Raw genomic sequence first — 20,165 nt, forward strand, 5'->3', positions numbered from 1 at the left:
ATCTTTTCGCCTCTCACCGCAGAAAAGAGACCCTTCTTCCATGACAACCATAACGGAACTGAGCGAAACGCTGCAAGGTCTGTTGAGTACAACAGCCAATGAGTTGGCAAAAAACGGGATTCATCCGTCGGCAGCGAAAAGTCACGGGAGCAGGGTTTGCCCAGACGCTGGTGCTTGGCGGGCTGATGGCCCCGGCAGCGACGCGGCGCGAACAGCAGCACCATGCTGTGCAGGTTGGAATGCCGATCAGTACGCAAGGACTGGAACAGCGTTTCACAGCGACCGCGGTGACGTTCATGCGGCAGTTACTCGAGGAAGGGCTGCGGCAGACCATTCGAAGCGAGCAGCAAGGGACGGTGTTGCCGTCATTCAACGGCGTCTACATCAGCGACTGCAGTCGGGTCGAGTGGTTGGCAACGGGCGTGAAACTGGCGGTACGCTGGGAGTTACAGCGCGGGCAGTTGGAGATTCAACTGCGGGAACTACGAGAGAACGACCAGAAGAGCGCGGTGGTGACGCGGCGCTGCCCAAGGTGCGCTGCATCTGAACGATCTGGGTTTCTTCAAGCTGACCCGCTTCCAGCGCTGGAATGAGCAGGGTGTGTTCTGCTCACCCGCTTCAAAGTCGGCACGACCGTGTTCACCACAGAGGAGAACCGCTCGATCTGCTGCAGCATTTGAAACAACTGCCCGGACCGCAGTGTCTGCCTGTTCAAGTCGGGAACCAAGCGCGTCTGTCTGCTTACTTGATAGCGGCCCCCATCCCGCGCCAAGCGCTGCAAACGCGGATGGCGCGGCTAAAAAGAACAAGCACGGCTGGACCAACGCCCGACCTCCCCCGTCAAACCGCCTGCGCGCTGGACGATCTATCTGACCAACATCCCCGACTTGACCTTCGACCAAGCTCACCCTGCGCGCACGCGCTGGCAAATTGAGCTGCTGTTCAAGCTCTGGAAGTCTCATGGTCAGATCTTGCGCTCAGGCCGATCCCTGTCGACAACTCTGTCAGGGCTACGCCAAGCTCTTGGCGGTTTTGGTCGCCCACTGGATGCTGTTGGTCGCTGGCTGGTCCCTTGACAACCTCGGCTCTCTCGATGCGCTTCGCCTCGTCCGCACGCATACACCTCTGCTCATGCGCGCCTTCACATGCCCACCCCTCTGGCGTGTCCTCTGGCTCTGGCTCACCGCCGATCTGCGTCTCGCCGCACGCCGTTCCAAACGGGCCAAAGTCCCTCTCGCTTTCCAACTCTGGCAGGTTTTCGACTTCTCATGGTCTTAACTTGGTGCATATGGGATGGCTCAGAAACAGCCCGAATCGAGGTTGCGGTACAGTTTGCCTCCGGGGATGTCGAAGACGGCCTCAACCCGTAGTTGATATCCAATGTGTGCGTAGAGAGCTTCGTCGAGAAGGAGATAAGCGGACTTGACTGGAAACGCAATACCGCGCTCGAGAGTTAGCAACGAAAGCCCGATACCGTTGTCAAGCGCGATGCTGACTCCGACATTGTCGAAGATATAGTATGGTGAGACTAGGGCCGTGTTACACCATGGCGAAGGACGTGCAGGATCATACGGGAATGCTTCGGACAGCAAAGGGGTCCATTTGGCGACCTGCCTGTCGACCCGCGACGACACGTGCAGTGCGGAGTTTTCGGCGTAGTACGGAATGGCCCATATCAGCGCGATGGCTTGCACCCCGACCATCGCAATTCCCCAGCGCAGGGGCAACATTACGATCAGTAGCGTCAGCGCCATAAGAAGTGGTGATGTGATCAGGCGAAAGTCGCGGAAGTACTTGATTTGATACAAGACAATCCCGGCGACGAGCGTGACCGAAACGGTTCCCGCGGCGACGAGTAGGGCTGTATTGCGTTCGTCCAGTCCGGCACGCCACCGCCGGAAAACGGAGACTAGCGCGACAGCGGCACCAGCAATCACGAGCAACCTAGTGAAGACCTCCAGCGGATGACCGCTGTTGAACAAGCCGAGATTTTCGCGAATGCCACCAAGTACTGCTTCGAATGTTCCTGTCAGCCCGTCTGAGGAAGCGGCGGCAAATGGATAAGGCGCCGCCGTCAATCTATGGATCACAGCTGCAAGTATTGCCAGCGACATCGAAGCAAAAAGTGCAGCGGCGACCGTTCGCACTAGCACTTTGCGCGATAACAGCACAAAGTACGGGATCCACAGAATAGCCCACGTGACCTTCGTGATTGACATCGCCATAATCAGAATCGCGATTGCGGCACGCGCTGGCCACGGTGTGTCTTGTCGTCTGCGGATCAGATAGACGAATGCTGTCGCGGCCATAACGGCGAGCGCATGCTGAAACAACTCCTGCATTGATGTCGGCGCGTGAATCAGAGTCGACGGGAATGCCCCAAAAACAACGATCAGCATCAGGGTCTGCGGAATACGTGGCCGGACGATGGTGATCAACACAGCTAAGCTACCGGTCAGCAAGGCCAGGTTAACGAGTGGTACACCATAGTAAGGCCACGCGATTGTCGCCGCGGCGCCGTATACGAGCGGCGTGGCCAAACCCCACGCAAAGAACCGCGCGAAAGGCAGTGCAGAGAGTTCTTCTGCGGCCGTCATGTAGCCGCCGTTGAAGCCTGCGCGCGCAAAGACAGCAGCCTGTCTCCAATAGAAGACATCGTCTGGGCCAGCGGGCATTAGGTCCGTGAGGGAGGCGCCATGTACGATAGCCAGCATCGCCATCGTCACAGCGATAGGGGTAGTAAGGAGGATCAAGTAGAGTACGGCACGGATGGCTCGGTGTTCACCCAACATTGACGACTACCTTCATGTTACTTATACTCGATCTTACCACGCCGGAGTGGTGAAATGGCAGACACGAACGACTCAAACTCGTTTGCCGAAAGGCGTGTGGGTTCGACTCCCACCTCCGGCAACTGACGAGCTCGCGATAAGCGCGGGCTCGTTTTGTTTGCGCAACCGTCAGCGCGGATTCAAGATCGCGTCTACTGTCAGCGCGTGCCGCATGTTGGCCACCACCGAACCGCTGCCCTGCACTTCGACGGTGAAGGACAGCGACTTGCGTGAGTCGAGCTGATCAAACTCGACGACCCGATACGCAGTCAGGCGGGGTCCGTCGAACAGGGACACGACAGCGCGTATCGAGCGCACGTCGGCGAGATAGCGGTTGGAGACGATCACGTCGACGCGATAACGTCCGTCTTCGGTTTGCGATTCACGGGTCTCGGCCTCGAGAGTCACCGTGTCACGCGAGGGCGGGCGGGTCTGCGCGACCGAGAACAAAACCGGCCCGGTTACGTCGGCGGCGAGCTGCAGGTGAAAGGGCGCGGCTTGGCCGGAGGTCAGTACGCGCGGAGCCAGCGCCACCCGCAGTGTATCGATGACCTGTTCGCCTTCAAAAACGGCAGCAGCGACTTCGACGGGGCCGACCGGTTGATCGGAAACGACCCGGACGACGCCGATACACGTGAGTCCAACGCCGCTCGAATCGCTGCAGTTCGCATTTTCGATGCGGACGGCCGGGTCCGGGTCGTCCGCAGGGCGCGAGATCAACGCCTCTACTGTCGGCCGTGGGGTAATGGGCGGTCCGGGTGTGCTCTGCCGGATGATCAGGGTTGGGGCTGGCGACGGCGTAACGACGACGGTCGCCGCCGGCCCGGCATCTGAGCATGCGACAACGAGGACGCTGATGAACGCGATCCACGCTGCCTGTCGCCATCCCCAGAAGCCCACGAGCCAATAACCCTCAATTTCCCAAAATGTGCGGGAGTTATCCCACAGTATAGCGCGACTCGACCTCAACGTGTTGTTGATTCCCGGTATACTGGCGGCGTCTGACTGAGTGGCAGAGGACAAACTATGGCGGATGAATTGGCGCTGGACGTTGGCCGGCGGTTGACGGCGCAGGGTGCGACCGTCACGACGGCGGAAAGCTGCACGGGCGGGTTGATCGCCCATCGGCTGACGAACATCCCCGGCAGCTCGGCGTATGTGTTGGGCGGGGTCGTCGCCTATAGCAACGCGGTCAAACACGCGCTGCTCGGCGTCGATGAGGCGGTGCTGGCCGAACACGGTGCCGTGAGTGCGCCGGTGGCGGAACAGATGGCGCGCGGCGCACGGCAGGCGCTGGGGGCGACTTATGCTGTCTCGGTGACCGGGATCGCCGGTCCGGGCGGTGGCACGGCTGACAAGCCCGTCGGGCTGACGTACATTGGTGTCGCGGGGCCGGACGGCGTTACGGTCGAGCGGCACATTTGGGCTGGCGACCGCGAGCAGAACAAGGCATACAGCGCAGATGCGGCTTTGGCGTTACTGCTGAAGGTGATGACGTGAGACGGGTGATCGTCCTGATTGCGGTGGGGCTGGCGCTGACGGCGTGCATGACCGACCCCAGCGCGGAACAGACGGCGCAGGCCATCGGCGGTACGCTGGACGTAGAATTGGCGGCGATACGCGCTTCCGCAACGTTCGAAGCCGACCGGCGGATGATCACGCAAGCAGCGGCCGAGGGCCGAGCGACACAGATCGCCCGGCAGCGCGGCCAGATCGTGGGCACGCTGGTCGAGTTGGGTTATCCGGCGCCCGACCTCTCGCTCATCACACCGGCGACGCCGAACCCCGACGCTGCTCAGCCGCTGTTCACGCCGACCGTGGACGTCCGCGACGTGCCGGCGGGCGGGATCACGCGACTTCCACCGACGGCCGATCCGAACGTCACGCCGACGGCAACCCCCGAACCTGTGACCGCGGTGCCGACGCTTGATCCGAACGGGCCGCGATTCGAGGGCGTTGTGACAGCGACCGGCGTCGGCGATGACGACTGCGCGGTCGAAACGACGTCCGCGTTCAGCCCGACAACCCCTGAAATCTACGTCGTAGCCACCGGCTTCAACATCGCGGCGGGGACGACGATCCAGTCCAACTGGCTGCGCGGCGAAGCACCGCTGACCAGCTTCGACTTTGCGCCCGCCAATCCGGTCAATGGTGCGTGCATCTGGTTTTTTGCAGATCAAACGGACTTCGTATTTGAAGCCGGGGCATATCGGGTCGACCTGCTGATTGGCGGCGTGCTGGCGGGAAGCGCGACGTTCGAAGTGCGCTAGTCGCGCGCGAGCGGCAAACGGAAGCCGAATTCGCTGCCTTCGCCGACCGTGCTCTCGACGAATACGGAGCCTTGGTGTTCTTCTACAATGCTTGTAACGAGGCTGAGGCCAAGGCCGAAGCCGCCAGAGCTGGACCGAGAACGCCGGCCGCCAGTGCTGTAGAACGGCACGAACACACTGCCGAGCTGGTCGGCGGGGATGCCGACGCCGGTGTCTTTCACACGGTATTCCATCACATTGTCGCTAAACGTCAAATAGACCGTCACGGCGCCTTCCGGCAGCGTGAACTTGAGCGCATTGGTGACGAGGTTCTCCATCGCGCGCTGCAGCAGGAATGCATCGCCCATGACGAACGCGTCTGCGTGCCTGTCGAGGTGCGCCACCAGCGTGATGTTCTTCTGATCGGCGCCGTCCATGCAGTCTTCGTACACGGTCTGCGCCAACGCGGCGACCGGCACGCGCTCGTACAACTCGCGCGGGGAGTGGCGAATGCGCTCCAGCCGCAGCAGGCTTTCGAGCAGCTTGTCCATCGAGCTGGTGGCGTTGATGATGCCGTTGACGAATCGCAAGAGCATGGCGTTTTCGGCCACGTCCATTTGCATCAAGTGGGCATAGCCGATGATTTGCGCTAACGGCGTCCGCAAATCATGCGTGACGAGCCGCAGCATACGATCGCGGTAAGCTTCGACCTCGCGTTCGGCGAGATCCAACTCGCGGTCGCGCAGCAGGCTGCCGAGCAAACGCGCAGTGACGTCGAGAATCGGGTGGTCTTCGCGTTCGTCCGTGCTGTCTTCGGCGAAGCGCAGCGCGAGGCTTCCCAGCGGGCGGCCGCGATGGTTGAGCGAGATTGTGCGCGACGGGCCAGAGCCGGGGTCGGTGCCTGCTTGCCACGTCTCCTGGCCTTCCGACTTGACGCTGGCAAACAGCAGCCCGAAGTCATGCAGCAGCAAGTCGAGGATGCCCTCGATTGCACGCTCGGTTACAGGCTCCGACGCGAGGCGTGCTACCTCGGCCAAGAAGTCCGTATCCCTTTCTGTCGGCGTCATCTGCTGCAAATCCACTCGTGACGTTTCCTGAATATTCTAGTCCGGAACTCCCGTTTATGAGTCTCCGTCTGCCTGACGCCCGTCGTCCTGAGAGTCCGGGTCGCCCGTGTCACCCATGAGCGACGCGACCTGAGCCACGGTGTGATGTGTGCGAAACAGACTGTAGAACCCGGGACGTCCATTGAGCGCGTTCAACACGTTTTCGCGCTCCATGATCGAGAACCACAGTTCGTGATCCCACATCTGCGCAGCTTCGCGGGCGGCCGATACTGAGATTAACACGTCACGGCGATAGAGCGCCAACAGAAGCCGAATAAACGCATCGCGCTCTGCCAATACGGTCGTGACCAGTTCGGAGTCAGTGACCAGCGAAATCCCTTTGGTATTGTAGAGGCTCTGCGGGTTCGGATACTCCGCGACCACGACAGCCTCATGATAGATGAGGTACTCGACCGCGCTCTGGAAGGTCATGCCGATATCGTAGGGCCGCAGGCGCTGATGCAGACTGCCCAGCGGACACCACTCGAAGCGGCGGTAACTGGTAAACTGCTCAACGCTCACGATGATCCGCCGCAGCATCGATGCCGTGCCGGGGCTTTCGGCGGTCAGCTCGCGCAGGTTGAGTTCAAGCGGTACCGGCGTAGAGCGTGACGAAGGGTCGCCCTCTTGCATATCGGTGTCCATCGGCCGAGAAGGAGTGGAGTAGTCCTCTGTTGATGCACGCGAGATCGGTGTCGGCATACGAATCACCGGCACGAGGTCTTCGGGGTTGAGGTGGTGCGGCGTCAACTCGCGTACCAGCAGCCCCTCGCGAACGAGGAAGTCGATCCAGTGGGATCGCCACTGATCGTCACGGTTCAGACCGGGGCGCTCCAGCTCGCGATCCATCGCCAGCCCCTTGAGCAGGAACCCGTAGTTGACGTAGTTCCAGCTCCGGGTCTGCAGCGTGTTGGCCACGCGCAGTGTGACACGGTCTCGGATCAGGCGCGTCTTGTCGACGATCGGGTGGCTGTCGTTGAGCGCCAGCGTGCCGGTCGTATCGACCTGACGGAGGATCCCCAGAGAGATGGCCTGTGCGATCAGGTCCTCGCCGCGCTGGTCGGTTAGGACGGCGTTGGTCGCCAGCAGTTGATCGAGCAGCGCGCGATCCTTGACGGTGCGCTGCGTCGTGCCTGCAGTCAGGCGGTCGAACTGTACGATCAAGCTTGACCACTGCGACGGCGCGAACGTCTCGACCGGTTCTTCCGGCACGGCCGCCGCCACCGCGCGACTGGCGTAGGTTTCAAGGTTGGTGAACTCGTCGATGTACTCGACCAGCAGGTTCGGGTTGGCGCTCAACTGGCGGCTGAGCGCGCCGTGCACACCCCAGATGAGCACCGATTTGCCCCGGCTGGCAAGTGTGTTGACGACCTCGTTGAAGTCGCGGTCGCCGGTCGCCATGATGTACACGTCGGCGGCCTCGGCACTGGTGGAGTGGGTGAGGACGTCGTTGGCAATCTTGACGTCGGCGCTGTTCTTGCCGGGCAGGTGATATACCGGGTCGATGTTGGCGAAGGCCAAGCGGCTTTGGGCTTCCGGCGTGACATCGTTGCCGGCGGTATCGACCAGCGGCGGCAGCGCACCGCGGTTGCCCCATGGGGCGTAGGCGGCCATCTTGGTCACGTTGCCGTGCGCCCGGGCCTGCCGAACAAACGCCGCAATCAGCCGATCGAGGTTGACCAGAAACGACTGCTGCGACAGGCTGATGGCGATGTTCTCGAAATCGATGTACAGCGCGACGTTGCGGCTTTCGATGCCGAGCAGTTCGCCCAAGTCCTGAAAGATCGCGCCGTCCTCGATGTCTTCCTCGGTGAGGACGTTGTCGAGGCCCCACAGGCGCGTGCGGGCGCTGCGCGTCATCTTGACGCGTCGCGAGAGCTGCATCAGTTCGTTGCCGACGGTGACGAGGATCAGCTCGGTGACGGGTTCGCTGTCGAAGGCGAAGTAGTGCATTTGCAGCGCGTCGACCAACTGGTCGTGCGCCGGAACGTCGAACAGCTCGAAGCGCGCGTTGCGAAACACTTGCTCGAGCAGCGTGTCGTCGCGCCGGCGGTGTTCTTCCCAGTCGGCAGCGGCAATCGCGCGGAGCTGCTCGGACGGCACCCCCGCGGCGAGCGCGGCGCGCCCGCGCATGGCAACCGCCATCTCTTGCAGATCGACGTTGAAGCTTCGGTCTTTGAACTGCTTGAGGAGGCGATCTAAATCGACAATCAGGTAGGCAGCCATAAATCATAATCCAAAAAACGCATGTGCCAGTCGGACGGCTCTCGGCCCGCCCACCGGCAAACTGAACGAATTGAATGTGGAGAATGCGCTTATTGACTCAACAGTATTGGGTTGTGCAGAATTTCTCAATTGTCAAAAGTGACGAAATCTAATCCTCAGAGTAGCACTATCACTCCAAAAGTATAGTGCAACTCGGTTAAATCCGTGTAAAACCACTTCGGATTGTTACAGCAATCGAATGTTGGTCATTATTGCCCAGACGCGGTCTCGTTGCACGGCTCGTTTATCAGTTTTCAGGCAATCTCGACAACTGTAGGCGGCGCACAACGGGCGTCAACAGCGGCAAACTGTCTCCTGATAACTCGCTCGTCGTCTGCTACACTTGCCGCAATTCGACCAGCCACGTACAGGATGACTCATGCGACTGGGCATCATCGGCCTGCCGAACAGCGGCAAGACCACGATCTTCAACGCGCTCACCGGCCAGAATCTCGAGACCGCCGCCGTCAGCAGCGGCCAATTCGAAGTGCACACGGCCGTCGTCAACGTGCCTGATGTGCGCATTGACAAGCTGACCGCGATGTACAACCCGAAGAAGACGATCTATGCGACGATTACGTTTGCCGATATCGCCGGCATGGATAAAGGCATCTCGGAAGGCGGCTTGAAAGGGCAGTTCCGCAACGAGCTGCAGCAGGTGGACGGGTTGGTGCACGTCATCCGTGCGTTCGAGTCGGCCAGTGTGCCGCACCCCTACGAGACGGTCGACCAGCAGCGCGACCTGAGCATTATCGACGGCGAGTTCATCATCAGCGACCTGATTAGCGTCGAGAACCGCTTGCAGAAGCTGAACGACGAGCTGCGCATCAAAGGCAAGAAGGCCGAGGGCGAGGTCGGTCCACAGATCGAGCTGATGAACCGGCTCAAGGCCGCGCTGGAGGAAGAGACTCCGCTGCGCGACCTCGATTTGACCGCCGACGAGGTCAAGTCGCTGCGTGGCTACGGATTCCTCTCGCTCAAGCCGGTCATCTTGGTGTTCAACGCCAGCGACGGCCAGCAGGTCGATCCGTCACTGCTCGACTACCCGCACAAGAACGCCTTTGCGACCGTGCTGCAAGGCAAGCTCGAAGCGGAGATCGCGCAGCTTGACGCCGAAGGCGCGGAGATGTTCATGGCCGAGTTCGGCATCACCGAGCGCAGCGCCGCCAAGGTGATCCGCCTGAGCTACGAACTGATGCACATCCAGTCGTTCTTCACGGTGGGCGAAGACGAAGTGCGGGCGTGGTCGGTGGCCGTCGGCGCGACGGCGCCGGAAGCTGCCGGCACAATCCACACCGACTTGCAGCGCGGGTTCATCCGCGCCGAGGTGATGTCCTACACCGACCTGATCGCGGCAGGCAGCGAAGCCGCCATCAAGGCCGCTGGCAAATTCCGGCTTGAGGGCAAGGACTACGTCGTCAAAGACGGCGATATTCTCAATATCCGGTTCAGCCCGGCCAAGTAACCCGTCATGCGCTTCGCGATCCTGACCGGTGGCTTCTACCCGGAACCCGGCGGACTGTCGACGTTTCTGCATTACTTCCTGCCTGAAGCCCAAGCGGCGGGCCATGACGTGGCGCTGGTGACGTTCGGCGAGCCACAGCCCGGCGATGCCGCGCGCGGCTATCCCGTGACGCGGATTTCGCGGTCGGCAGGCTTCGTGCGCCGCGTTTTTCGCTATGCCCGATCTGCGCGGGCGATCGCCCGCGACGCGGACACGGTATTCGTCGTCGGGTTCGCCGTGCTGCTGACTCCGCTGCTGGGCCGCCTTCCGCGTCGGACCGTGATGAAGATCGTCGGGGACTGGTCGTGGGAGATGGCGCGCCGGCGCGGCTTGACTACGCTCGATCAGGTCGAGTTTCAGACCGCCCGCCACGCACCGCCACTGCGCATCATGCGCGCCTACTACTTGTGGTGCGTGCGCCGCGCCGACCGGATCATCACGCCGAGCCAGCATCTTGCGCGCGTCATCGCCGGGTGGGGCGTTCCGCAAGAGCGCGTCCGCGTGATCTACAACGCCGTGCCGGAAAGCGACCTGCACACCGCCGATCGCGCTGGCCTGCGCGCCAAGCTCGGCTTGCCCACCGACAGTCGCCTGCTCGTAAGCGTCGCCCGCTTGACTCCGATCAAAGGCGTACATACCGCGATCGAGGCGCTGGCGCACCTGCCGGCGGATGTCGTGCTGGTCGTCGTCGGCGAGGGGCCGCAGTTGGCCGAACTGGAGCGCATAGCGCCGGCGGGGCGCGTGACTTTCGTCGGCGCGCAGCCCCACGACCGCGTGCTGGAATACATGCGGGCCGGCGACGTGTACGTGCTGTCGAGCGTAATCGAAGGCTTGAGTCACACACTGCTCGAAGCGTTGAGCGTCGGCACGCCGTCGGTCGCGTCGAACGTCGGCGGCAATCCCGAGGTCGTCCGCGACGAGGTCGATGGGCTGCTGGTGCCTCATTCCGATCCACGCGCGCTGGCCGCGGCCATCCAGCGCATTCTGGACGACCCGCAGTTGGCCGAACGCTTCGCCGCTGCTGCGTATCAGCGTTCGCTGGCGTTCAACTGGGGCGACGAGGTGCGGCAGGCGCTCGACGTCCTGACGACCGATGGTTGACCGTAGGCCGGGAACGGTTGACGCTTGCGGTACGCTCCGCCGATAATCGCGGCATGAAGACGTATCTCCGATTCCTGTGGATGACACTCGCGGCGCTGAGCTTGGCCGCGTGCACGCTTGGCGCCGCCGAGGACGTGCCGGTCACGTATGTCGTGATCACCAACACGGCGCCGGCCGATGCCTCAAACAGCAGCGCGCCGATCACGTCGGTTCCGCCGCCGACGGTCGCCTCGGCCGCGCAGCTTCAGCCGACCGTACCGCCCACGCCCGCGGCGACCCCCATCACCGATCCGTCGGCCGCGCTCGCCGCCGCCGACCGTGACGCGCACGACGGTTTCTACGACCGCGCCCGGCAGCGCTACAGCGCGCTGTTCACCGTTGCGCCGGAAGCGTCGGCGGGATACGCCAAGATCGCGCTGCGCGAAGGGGATTTCGGCGGCGCGCTGACCGCGCTCAACTCGTGGCTGACGCTGAACCCGGACGACCCGCGCTCTGCCGACTCGTACTTCCTGCGTGGCGAGGCGAACCTCGGCGTGGGCCGCTGGACGACCGCCATCAACGACTACCGGCAGTTTCTGCGCCTGCGCCCGGGTGTGATCGACAGCTACGTCCACGAACGCATCGGCGATGCGTTCTTCGCGCTCGACATGACGTCCGACGCGCTGGCCAGCTACGACGCGGCGGTCGCCGCCTTGCGCGCCCGCGTGCCATTGGCGGCGCTGCGCGAACGAGCGGCGCAGATTTACCGCGCGGCAGGTCAGCCGGCGCAAGCCGTTGCCAGCTATGACGCAATCCTCGCCGACGCGCAGAACCACGCCTACCGCGCCTTCATCGAGCGCGAAGCCGGTGACGCTTTGCGCGCAAGCGGCGATGTCGCGGGGGCGACTGTGCGCTATCAGCGTATCGTCGATACCTATACGGACGTGCCTGCGCACGCCGGCCCGGCGCTGGCCGCGCTGATCGAAAACGGCGTGAGCGTGAACGCCTATACGCGCGGCAAGGTCTACTACTACGCCGAGAACTACGCGGCGGCCATCGAGGCGTTCAACGAGTACACAACATCGGTGACGCTCGATCAGATTCCCGCCGAACTGCACCTGTTCCTCGGCCGGGCATACCGCGCGGCTGGGAACAGCGCTGCAGCACGCGTCGCCTTCCGCACGATCGTCGAGCAGTACCCGACCAACGCATTGTTCGGGGATGCCGTGCTGGAACTGGGCCGGACCGATTTTCTCGCTGGCGACATCCCGGAAGCGATCCGGCAGTACCTGTCGATTGCGGAGACCTACCCGAACCTCGCGGAAACGGCTGCCGAGGCCCTGTGGCGGGCGGGCTTCCTGCACAACGAAGCGGCGCAGTTTGCCGAAGCGCAGGACGTCTTCGTCCGGCTTGCCGAGCGCTATCCTGACAGCGCGCAGGCTGTCAGTGGGCTGGGGATTGCCGCAGCGGCAGCGCGTGCTAACGGGGACACGGGGTCTGCCGAGCAGTTGTACCGTCAGCTTGCCAACGTGTCGACCAAGGCGACCCGCGCGGAAGCCTTGTATCAGGTCGGCCAGCTTGCGGAAGCGCGCAATGCGCCGGATGTCGCCCGTGACGCGTTCGCGCAGGCGGTCGCGGCGGACAGCGACAGCTATTTTGCCGCGCGCGCCCGCGATGCACTCGACGGACGTCCGATGTTCGATCCGCCGGCGAACGTGCAGCTTGTGACCGCTACCGACCCGGCCAGCATCGCCGAGGCCGGCGCATGGCTGATGGCGCAGCCGAGCGTCCCGCCGGAAACGGTGGTCGGCGAACTGCCGCAGACCGTCGCCAACGACCCGCGCTGGACGCGGGGGCAGGCGTTGTGGGACCTCGGCTTGTTCGAGGCCGCAGAAGCGGAGATCCTCGACCTGCTGGAGGCCATGAAGGACGATCTCGCGACCAGCTATGCGCTGGCGTTGGCGCTCAGCGAGATGGGCGTGTACTACCCCTCGCAGCAGGCGGCCGCGAATTTGATCGCCGCGGCAGGTGTCGGGACGCTCGACGTGCCGCCGTCGATTGCGCGCTTGCGTTTTCCGGTGCCGTATGCCGATCTCGTCGTCCAGCAGGCCACCGAGCGCGAGTTCAACCCGCTGCTGCTGTTCGCGCTAATCCGGCACGAGAGCCTGTTCGACACGACTGCGACGGCGGCCGCGGGCGAAAAAGGCCTGACACAGGTCATCCCCGGCACCGGCGACTACATCGCTGGGCTGCTGGCGTGGCCTGACTACGAGCACAGCGACCTGTTCCAGCCGCAAGCCGGCATCGCGTTCGGTGCGGCCTATCTCGACGAGCAGCTTGACCGCTTTGGACAGGACGCCGTAGCGGCGCTGGCGGGTTACAACGCCGGCCCCGGACGTGCAATTGCATGGCGCGAGGCCGCCGGACCGGGCGACGACGCGTTCATCAACGCCATCGCCATTGGCAGCACGCGGCTGTACGTCCAGCGAATCTACACGTTCTTCACCATCTACCGCGCCCTGTACGGCGCATAAGAACGGGTGAATTCGGCACATCGTGGCGCGCGTTAAGCAAATGTGAAGTATAGTATTGAGCAGTACCGTGCGATCGACTGCTGAAACCTACACGCATGACGAGCCTACTTGACCCCAACCGACTCAAGCGGCAGTACGCGTCAGACAAACTCAATCGAGATATCGTAGAAACGCGTGAGAAGTACGCTGTTCCACGGATCGACTTCGTCTCTTGGGCGCTGAGCAGTATCCGCTGGCAGGGGGACGAGTCTGTATTGGATGTCGGCTGCGGCTATGGGCAGTTCTACGACAAGCTGATGCCGCGGATTCCGGACGGATCGTACCATGGGGTCGATCTGCACGCCGGCACGCTGTCGAGCCACCCGGCTCAACACAGCCAGTTGGCGGTCGGCGATGCGGTGAAGCTCCCGTACGCGACCGCGTCGTTCGACGTCGTGATGGCCAACCATATGCTGTATCACGTCGCGGATATCGACGGCGCGCTGGTCGAAATCCGTCGTGTGCTCAAGCCCAATGGCGTGCTGATGGCGACGACCCACAGCGTGCAGACCATGCCGGAACTGCGCTCGCTGCTGCGCCGCGCGGTGATCATCTTGACCCAACAACCGCCGTCCGCGGTGCGCATGCCGCTGACCGCCAGCGACCTGTTCGGCCTCGAAAACGGAACGCGCATGCTGTCGCGCCATTTCTACGCCGTCGCCCGTTCCGAGCTGCCGACTACGATGATCTTCAGCACGGCCGAGCCGTTGATGCAGTACGTCAATGCCTTGCGGGACATGCTCGAGCTGTATCTGCCGCCGGACGTCAGTTGGGAATTGGTGCTCGACGTGCTGAACGATCAGGTCGTGCAGCTTCTCAACCAGTGGGGCGAGCTGCCGATCTCTCGCCTTGCCGGCGTGCTGGTCGCCAGCGATCGCGGTGACTTTATCCGCGATTTTCTTGCGCGCCGCGCTCAAGCTAGGGGCGAGGCTGTCTAGCCGGTGCGCCGCCGCCGCATTCTGGTCGCGTTCCCTTTACTCGTACTGATCGTACTGGTTGCGCTGATCGTCGCTCGGCTGAGCACGCCGCCCGTTCAGCTTGCCCAACCCTCGGGCGCGCTCGCATTCACGACGAATCAGGGCGGAACATGGGATATCGGCATGATCGAGCCGGACGGCGCCGCACGCCTCGTCACGCCGGAAGACGGCTTTCACGACTACTTCGCCAGCTTCGACTTCGCCAGCGAGCGGATCAACTTCCTGTCCAACCGGCTGACTGACGATGCGCTCGGCCCGACTCAGGTCCAACCAGACGGATCGGGGCTGCGCACGCTCGATATCCTCAGCGCAGTGACGACTCTGTTCTTCGAGGGGCGCCTCGATTGGGACCCGGCCTTTGCGCCCGGCGGATCTGCGCTGGTGTGGGCGTCGCTGCGCGACCTCAACCTTGAGCTGTACGTGGATACCGACCCTGTCAGCGACACGGATTCGCCGGTGCGAATCACTTCGACCGGCGCGCGCGACTGGTTCCACAGTTGGTCGCCCGACGGGCAGTGGATCGCATTCGCCAGCGACCGCACCGGCAACGAGGACATCTACGTCGTGCGCCCGGACGGGTCGGACCTCGTACAGGTCACGACGAACGCGGCCGACGACATCTACCCGGTGTGGACGCTCGACGGCGATCGGCTGCTGTTCGTCAGCGAACGGGATGGCTTATTGAGCGACGGCAGCCTCACGCTGTATGCGATCGACGTTGCCGACGCAGTGGCGGGCCGCGGCGACGATGCCGTGGAACTGCTGGCACTGGTTGACGGGCTGGAGGCCGACCCGACGTACTCCGCCGACGGTAAGCAGGTCGCGGTGATGCGGCGTCAGGATGACGAGTGGCGCATTGTGGTCATGGACATTTCGGACGACGGCGAGCCGATGCGCGAGTCGGCACAGGTGCTGACCCGCGACGGCGACGCGCTGTTTCCGGTGTGGCGTCCATAGCACGCGTAACGTATTCAGGGGAGGATGGACGATGGCTCTCAACGGTAAGGTCGTCATGGTGACGGGCGGCAGCGGAAACCTCGGCCGTGGCGTGGCGGCGGTGTTTTCCGGCCACGGCGCGCAGTTGGCGCTGGTCGACTTGCAGGCCGACCGCGTTAACCAGATCGCGTCGGCGCTGCCCGGCGGCGCCGAGTCGCACGCGGGTTTCGCCGGCGACCTGTCCACGCCCGAGGGCGTGCAGGCGGTGATCGACGCAGTGCTGGACCGCTTTGGCCGCATCGACGCGCTGGTGCACACCGTCGGCGGATTTGCCGCCGGCAAACCGGTTCACGAAGAATCGCTCGACGTGCTTGACAGCATGTTCAACCTGAACGTTCGGCCGCTGTATCTGGTCGGTGGGGCAGTGGCGCGTCACATGCTCGACCGCGGCGAAGGCGGCAGCATCGTGTTTATCCTCGCGCGCGCCGGGCAGAAGGGCGCCAAGAACATGGCCGCCTATACCGCCAGCAAAGCCGCCGCGACCCGCGTCATGGAGGCCATGGCCGCCGAACTCAAAGATTTCGACATCCGCGTCAACGGTGTGTCGCCCAGTACGATAGATACCCCGGCCAACCGCGAAGCCATGCCGAACGCGGACCCCGCCAAGTGGGTCACCACGGCGCAGTTGGCGGAGGCGTGTGCGTTCCTGTGCAGCGGCGACACCGGCGTCTACGGCGCTAACGTCGAAGTGTTCGGGAAGAGTTGACGGGCTGGTATTTGCATTTTTCCCGTTTTGCCCCCATAGTTTAGGTAACGCGCGAACTTGTTACTAACTCTTATGGGGGGACTATGACGCGCCGCGCCACATTGATCGTTACGCTTTTATTGGCCGTGCTGCTGGCTTTGCCGGTAGCGGCCGCAGATCGCAACAATCTCAGCTTGACCGTGACGTGCACCGGGTTCACGACGCAGGGCGGATCCATTACGCTCGATCGTGATAACACCGGCGCGGGCCGCGAACGGTTCTCGTTCGTCGCCAGTGACGGCAACGGCACGACCATCTACAGCGGGCCGGTCGAGTCGTTCTACGTTGGTTCCACCATCAGCTTTCCGAACGGCCTCGCGACGAACTTCACCGCGACCCCGGCCGCCAATCCGATCGTCGTATCGTTGGTGAGCGCCGCGGGTAACGGTGTGGGTGAGCAGGTCGTTTACACCGCCGCGGGAAGCTGCCCGAGCCTGCCCACCGGCACAGCCGTCGAGTCGGTTGCGACCGGCCCGGCATCGCCAAGCGTGCCGGTCAACGTGCTGCCGCCCAGCGACGTCAACAGCGACTCCGCGATAGCCGGCCAGCCCGGGTATCTCGTCGTCAATACCAGCTACCTTAACCTGCGCAGCGGTGACGGCCCCGAATTCACCATCGTCGGGCGCGTGCGCGGCGGCGACAAGCTGATCGCGCTGGGCCGCAATGACGACTTCTCGTGGTGGTACGTACAGGCTGGCGACTTGGTCGGCTGGGCGATCAGCGATTTCCTCATCGCACGCCTTGACCTGACCGACGTGCCGGTGGTGATCCCCGCCGGTGAAATCGCGCTGCCGCGTTTCTTCCTGTACAGCTCGCAGAGCCTGCTGCTCAGCCCGTCGGTGGGTTCGCCGGCGCTGTGCACGATCCCCGGCAACCTCGAATACGAGATCGTCGGGCGCAATGGTGACGTGAGCATGGTGCGCGTAATCGCCGACTGCGGCGGCACGTTGGTACGCGGTTGGCTGCGCACGTCGGACGGAGCGGTGCGTAACCCCGGCAATCTGGTGATCCCGATCGCCAGCTAGCCGCCGAAAATCTCATATCGACAAAGACGACCCGGTGACACGCCGGGTCGTTTTTGGTGTGGCGGGAGATGCCTTTCGCACACAGGCGCGACCGCTATTCGCGATGCGCGACAACGAGTCTTGGAGTACATGTATGAAAATGCTGCTGACGTCTGCCGGCGTCCGAAACGCCAGCATCCACAACGCACTGGTCGAACTGCTGGGCAAACCGATAGCCGAGTGCAGCGCGCTGTGCATTACCACCGCGAGTTACGCCTTGCCCAACGGTCCTGCCCTCGCATGGAGTTTCATCACCGGCGAAGGCTCCCAAACGCCCATGACGGAACTGGGTTGGAAGTCGGTGGGCGTGTTGGAATTGACCGCGCTGCCCAGCCTCGACCGGGCGATCTGGCTTCCGCCGGTTCAAAAAGCCGACGTCCTGCTGGTGAATGGCGGCGACCCCTTGTACCTGTGCTACTGGATGCGACAGTCGGGGCTGGCTGATGTCCTGCCGTCGCTGTCTGCCGTCTACGTGGCGCTAAGCGCCGGAAGCATGGTGATGGCGCCCCGTATTGGAGACCACTTCGTCGGCTGGACGCCGCCCTCCGGCGGCGACGAAACGCTGGGACTGGTCGACTTCGCGATGTTTCCGCACCTAGATCACGTGATGCTGCCTTACAACACGATGGCCCACGCAGAAAAGTGGGCCGCCGGGATGCAGGTGCCGAGCTACGCGATGGACGACGAGACCGCCCTCAAGGTGGTTGACGGGACTGTCGAGGTCGTCTCCGAAGGTCACTGGAAACGGTTATCGCCCTGAATAGGGCGCTTCAGCACCGAACTGTTCAGGACTAAAGACTACGCCGTTTTATCGGAGCGTGGGTCGAGCGCGTCGCGCAGGCCGTCGCCGAGGAAGTTGATGCTCATGACGGTCAGCACGATCAGCGTGCCGGGGGCGACCCACAACCACGGCGCGCGGTCGAAGAACTGGCGCGACCCGTCGAGGATGTTGCCCCACGTCGCGGTCGGGGGGCCGACGCCGACGCCGAGGAAGCTGATATAGCTTTCCTGTAAGATCGCGCCCGCGATACCGAGCGTTGCCGTGACGATCACCGGGGCGAGGATATTGGGCAGCAGGTGGTTTGCGATGATCCGAACGTCGCGCGCACCGATCGCTCGAGCCGCGACGATGTACTCGGTCTCCTTGAGCGACAGCACGAGCGAGCGCACGATGCGTGCTAGATACATCCAGCTTGTGAGTCCGATGATCAGAATGATGACGACCACGCTGCCGCTGAACGTGCGCCCGAAGAGCTGCACGGACGGGAATCTCGAGCCGAACACGTTCGCGATCAGCAGCAGCAGGAGCAGGGTCGGGATGCTCAGCATGGCCTCGGTGATGCGCATGAGGATCGAATCCACGATCCCGCCGTAGTAGCCGGTCACGACTCCGATCGTCACGCCGATCGTCACCGACACAGTGACGGCCAGCAGGCCGATCATCAGCGAGATTTGGCCGCCGTAGATGGTGCGCGCGAACACGTCGCGGCCGATGTTATCGGTGCCGAAGATGTGTTCGGCGGACGGGGGCTGCAAGCGTCGCCCGGAGTCCGCGAAGTTGGCGTCGGCCTCGCTGAAGATCAGCGATCCGATGGTGACGTACAACAGGATCAACGTGAGGAGAATGGCCCCGACAACCGCGCCGCGGTGCGCGAAGAAGCGCCGCAGGGCGCGGTTCTCGCTGGCCTTGCGCTCGCCCCGTTCCGACGACAGTGTGACCGGTTTTGCTGCGCTCATGACCTGCCCCTACGAGTACCGGATGCGCGGGTCGAGCAGCGTATAGACCACGTCGGTGATGATCTGGAATACGACGACCGCGATCGAGATCATCATCAACAGCCCCATGAGCACCGGATAGTCCTTTCGTTCGATCTGCTGGATGAACAATTGACCCAGCCCCGGCCACGCGAAGATCGTCTCAGTGACGACCGCGCCCCCCAGCAGAAATGGAATATCCAGACCGATTAGTGTGACCAGCGGCAGCGAGGCGTTCTTGAAGGCGTGGACGAGCACCGTGCGCCGTTCGCTCAAGCCCTTGCTGCGCGCGGTGCGGATGTAATCGCTGTTGATGACTTCGAGCATGGTCGAGCGGATATAACGGCTGTACGCGGCGATGCTGATGAGCGCAATCGTCGTGACCGGCAGGATCAAGTGCCACAACACCTGCTCGGTGGTGCGCCCGACGGCCGGGTCAAAGATTCCGCTGGTGGGCAGATAGGGTAAGCCGGCACTTCGGAAGCCGATCGAGAAGATGTAGATCAGCACGTAGGCCATCAAGAAGACCGGGAAGGAATACAACACGAAGCTGACGGCGGTGAAGAACTGATCGAATAAGGTGTATTTACGGAGCGCCGAGTACATGCCGAGCGCCAGCGACGCGACGATGATGATGACCTGCGCCGTGCCGGTCAGCAGCAGCGTATCGCCGACCCGTTCGCCTACCACCGTCGTCACAGGCTGGCGGCGCGTGATCGACTCCCCGAAGTCGCCGCGGATGACGCCCTTGCGCGTGCCGTAGCGGCCGGTCTCCGGGTCGACCAGCACCCAATCGTTGCCGATCAGCCAGTAGACGTACTGGACCAGCACCGGCTGATCCAGCCCGAGCTGGCGGGCGAGTCGTTCGCGGTCTGCCGCACGGGTCGGTTGGCGTCCGCCGAGGGTCGCCAGCGGGTCGCCGGTGCCCTGCATGATCACGAACAGCAGCATGCTGATGATGAACAACAGGGGGACAGCCTGCAAGACGCGCCGCAGTAAGTATCGGGCCATGGCGACTCT

At 63.1% G+C, this 20,165-nt stretch carries 17 protein-coding genes and 1 tRNA gene; 12 read left to right on the forward strand and 6 right to left on the reverse strand.

Annotated features, from left to right (window positions below; all coding sequences use genetic code 11):
• The first annotated feature begins 98 nt into the window (after positions 1-98).
• Positions 99-593, forward strand: coding sequence for a hypothetical protein (locus tag IPM16_21415; protein ID MBK9125664.1), 495 nt, complete (start codon positions 99-101; stop codon positions 591-593).
• A gap of 705 nt (positions 594-1,298) precedes the next feature.
• On the opposite strand, the gene IPM16_21420 is transcribed toward IPM16_21415, so the two are convergent.
• Entirely contained in the window at positions 1,299-2,792 is a 1,494-nt protein-coding gene (locus tag IPM16_21420; protein ID MBK9125665.1) for a hypothetical protein, read from the reverse strand.
• A gap of 40 nt (positions 2,793-2,832) precedes the next feature.
• On the opposite strand from IPM16_21420, the gene IPM16_21425 reads away from it, so the two are divergent.
• A tRNA-Leu gene (locus IPM16_21425) sits at positions 2,833-2,913 on the forward strand.
• A gap of 47 nt (positions 2,914-2,960) precedes the next feature.
• Here IPM16_21425 and IPM16_21430 read toward each other — a convergent pair.
• Positions 2,961-3,731, reverse strand: coding sequence for a hypothetical protein (locus tag IPM16_21430; GenBank protein MBK9125666.1), 771 nt, complete (start codon positions 3,729-3,731; stop codon positions 2,961-2,963).
• A 126-nt stretch (positions 3,732-3,857) separates the two neighbouring features.
• Between IPM16_21430 and IPM16_21435 the strand changes: the two genes are divergently transcribed.
• A complete protein-coding gene (locus IPM16_21435) occupies positions 3,858-4,331 on the forward strand; it encodes a CinA family protein (GenBank protein ID MBK9125667.1) in 474 nt (157 codons plus the stop codon).
• Positions 4,328-5,101: a hypothetical protein gene (locus IPM16_21440; protein MBK9125668.1), complete on the forward strand. Its 774-nt coding sequence runs from the start codon at positions 4,328-4,330 to the stop codon at positions 5,099-5,101. The genes IPM16_21435 and IPM16_21440 overlap by 4 nt, the downstream gene beginning before the upstream one ends.
• Here the strand turns inward: IPM16_21440 and IPM16_21445 are convergent.
• Together IPM16_21445 and IPM16_21450 are read right to left on the reverse strand one after the other, a co-directional pair.
• Positions 5,098-6,147: a HAMP domain-containing histidine kinase gene (locus tag IPM16_21445; protein ID MBK9125669.1), complete on the reverse strand. Its 1,050-nt coding sequence runs from the start codon at positions 6,145-6,147 to the stop codon at positions 5,098-5,100. The genes IPM16_21440 and IPM16_21445 overlap by 4 nt on opposite strands.
• Before the next feature lie 54 nt (positions 6,148-6,201).
• Positions 6,202-8,412 carry an NYN domain-containing protein gene (locus IPM16_21450; GenBank protein ID MBK9125670.1) on the reverse strand — a complete coding sequence of 737 codons (2,211 nt, stop codon included), beginning with the start codon at positions 8,410-8,412 and terminating at the stop codon, positions 6,202-6,204.
• Positions 8,413-8,830: 418 nt separating this feature from the next.
• Here IPM16_21450 and ychF point away from each other — a divergent pair, with 418 nt between their 5' ends.
• The 8 genes from ychF to IPM16_21490 all read left to right on the forward strand — a co-directional run bounded on the left by ychF (position 8,831) and on the right by IPM16_21490 (position 18,150).
• The gene (gene ychF / locus IPM16_21455; GenBank protein MBK9125671.1) at positions 8,831-9,916 is read left to right on the forward strand and encodes a redox-regulated ATPase YchF; all 1,086 of its coding nucleotides are present in this window, start codon (positions 8,831-8,833) and stop codon (positions 9,914-9,916) included.
• Positions 9,917-9,922: 6 nt separating this feature from the next.
• Positions 9,923-11,056, forward strand: a complete 1,134-nt coding sequence (locus IPM16_21460; protein ID MBK9125672.1) for a glycosyltransferase family 4 protein — start codon at positions 9,923-9,925, stop codon at positions 11,054-11,056.
• A gap of 53 nt (positions 11,057-11,109) precedes the next feature.
• Positions 11,110-13,569, forward strand: a complete 2,460-nt coding sequence (locus IPM16_21465; protein MBK9125673.1) for a tetratricopeptide repeat protein — start codon at positions 11,110-11,112, stop codon at positions 13,567-13,569.
• 95 nt (positions 13,570-13,664) lie between these two features.
• Complete coding sequence (locus IPM16_21470) at positions 13,665-14,546, forward strand: class I SAM-dependent methyltransferase (GenBank protein MBK9125674.1); 882 nt, start codon at positions 13,665-13,667, stop codon at positions 14,544-14,546.
• Positions 14,547-14,549: 3 nt separating this feature from the next.
• Positions 14,550-15,542: a PD40 domain-containing protein gene (locus tag IPM16_21475; protein MBK9125675.1), complete on the forward strand. Its 993-nt coding sequence runs from the start codon at positions 14,550-14,552 to the stop codon at positions 15,540-15,542.
• Positions 15,543-15,573: 31 nt separating this feature from the next.
• On the forward strand, positions 15,574-16,287 hold the full coding sequence (locus tag IPM16_21480) for an SDR family NAD(P)-dependent oxidoreductase (protein ID MBK9125676.1): 714 nt from the start codon (positions 15,574-15,576) through the stop codon (positions 16,285-16,287).
• Positions 16,288-16,370: 83 nt separating this feature from the next.
• The gene (locus tag IPM16_21485) at positions 16,371-17,351 is read left to right on the forward strand and encodes an SH3 domain-containing protein (GenBank protein MBK9125677.1); all 981 of its coding nucleotides are present in this window, start codon (positions 16,371-16,373) and stop codon (positions 17,349-17,351) included.
• A 133-nt stretch (positions 17,352-17,484) separates the two neighbouring features.
• Positions 17,485-18,150, forward strand: coding sequence for a Type 1 glutamine amidotransferase-like domain-containing protein (locus tag IPM16_21490; protein ID MBK9125678.1), 666 nt, complete (start codon positions 17,485-17,487; stop codon positions 18,148-18,150).
• 38 nt (positions 18,151-18,188) lie between these two features.
• Here the strand turns inward: IPM16_21490 and IPM16_21495 are convergent, their stop codons facing one another.
• Both IPM16_21495 and IPM16_21500 read right to left on the reverse strand, forming a co-directional pair.
• Entirely contained in the window at positions 18,189-19,127 is a 939-nt protein-coding gene (locus IPM16_21495; protein ID MBK9125679.1) for an ABC transporter permease, read from the reverse strand.
• A 9-nt stretch (positions 19,128-19,136) separates the two neighbouring features.
• Entirely contained in the window at positions 19,137-20,156 is a 1,020-nt protein-coding gene (locus IPM16_21500; GenBank protein ID MBK9125680.1) for an ABC transporter permease, read from the reverse strand.
• Between the last annotated feature and the right edge of the window lie 9 nt (positions 20,157-20,165).

The organism is Candidatus Flexicrinis affinis (assembly GCA_016716525.1).
GTDB classification, from domain to species: domain Bacteria; phylum Chloroflexota; class Anaerolineae; order Aggregatilineales; family Phototrophicaceae; genus Flexicrinis; species Flexicrinis affinis.

Bases quoted from the DNA above. Each gene is read 5' to 3' on its own strand.
- IPM16_21500 (MBK9125680.1), bottom strand. From the start codon at position 20,156: ATGGCCCGATACTTACTGCGGCGCGTCTTGCAGGCTGTCCCCCTGTTG.
- ychF (MBK9125671.1), top strand. From the start codon at position 8,831: ATGCGACTGGGCATCATCGGCCTGCCGAACAGCGGCAAGACCACGATC.
- IPM16_21480 (MBK9125676.1), top strand. From the start codon at position 15,574: ATGGCTCTCAACGGTAAGGTCGTCATGGTGACGGGCGGCAGCGGAAAC.
- IPM16_21445 (MBK9125669.1), bottom strand. From the start codon at position 6,147: ATGACGCCGACAGAAAGGGATACGGACTTCTTGGCCGAGGTAGCACGC.
- IPM16_21495 (MBK9125679.1), bottom strand. From the start codon at position 19,127: ATGAGCGCAGCAAAACCGGTCACACTGTCGTCGGAACGGGGCGAGCGC.
- IPM16_21415 (MBK9125664.1), top strand. From the start codon at position 99: ATGAGTTGGCAAAAAACGGGATTCATCCGTCGGCAGCGAAAAGTCACG.
- IPM16_21435 (MBK9125667.1), top strand. From the start codon at position 3,858: ATGGCGGATGAATTGGCGCTGGACGTTGGCCGGCGGTTGACGGCGCAG.
- IPM16_21450 (MBK9125670.1), bottom strand. From the start codon at position 8,412: ATGGCTGCCTACCTGATTGTCGATTTAGATCGCCTCCTCAAGCAGTTC.
- IPM16_21420 (MBK9125665.1), bottom strand. From the start codon at position 2,792: ATGTTGGGTGAACACCGAGCCATCCGTGCCGTACTCTACTTGATCCTC.
- IPM16_21465 (MBK9125673.1), top strand. From the start codon at position 11,110: ATGAAGACGTATCTCCGATTCCTGTGGATGACACTCGCGGCGCTGAGC.
- IPM16_21470 (MBK9125674.1), top strand. From the start codon at position 13,665: ATGACGAGCCTACTTGACCCCAACCGACTCAAGCGGCAGTACGCGTCA.
- IPM16_21485 (MBK9125677.1), top strand. From the start codon at position 16,371: ATGACGCGCCGCGCCACATTGATCGTTACGCTTTTATTGGCCGTGCTG.
- IPM16_21490 (MBK9125678.1), top strand. From the start codon at position 17,485: ATGAAAATGCTGCTGACGTCTGCCGGCGTCCGAAACGCCAGCATCCAC.
- IPM16_21460 (MBK9125672.1), top strand. From the start codon at position 9,923: ATGCGCTTCGCGATCCTGACCGGTGGCTTCTACCCGGAACCCGGCGGA.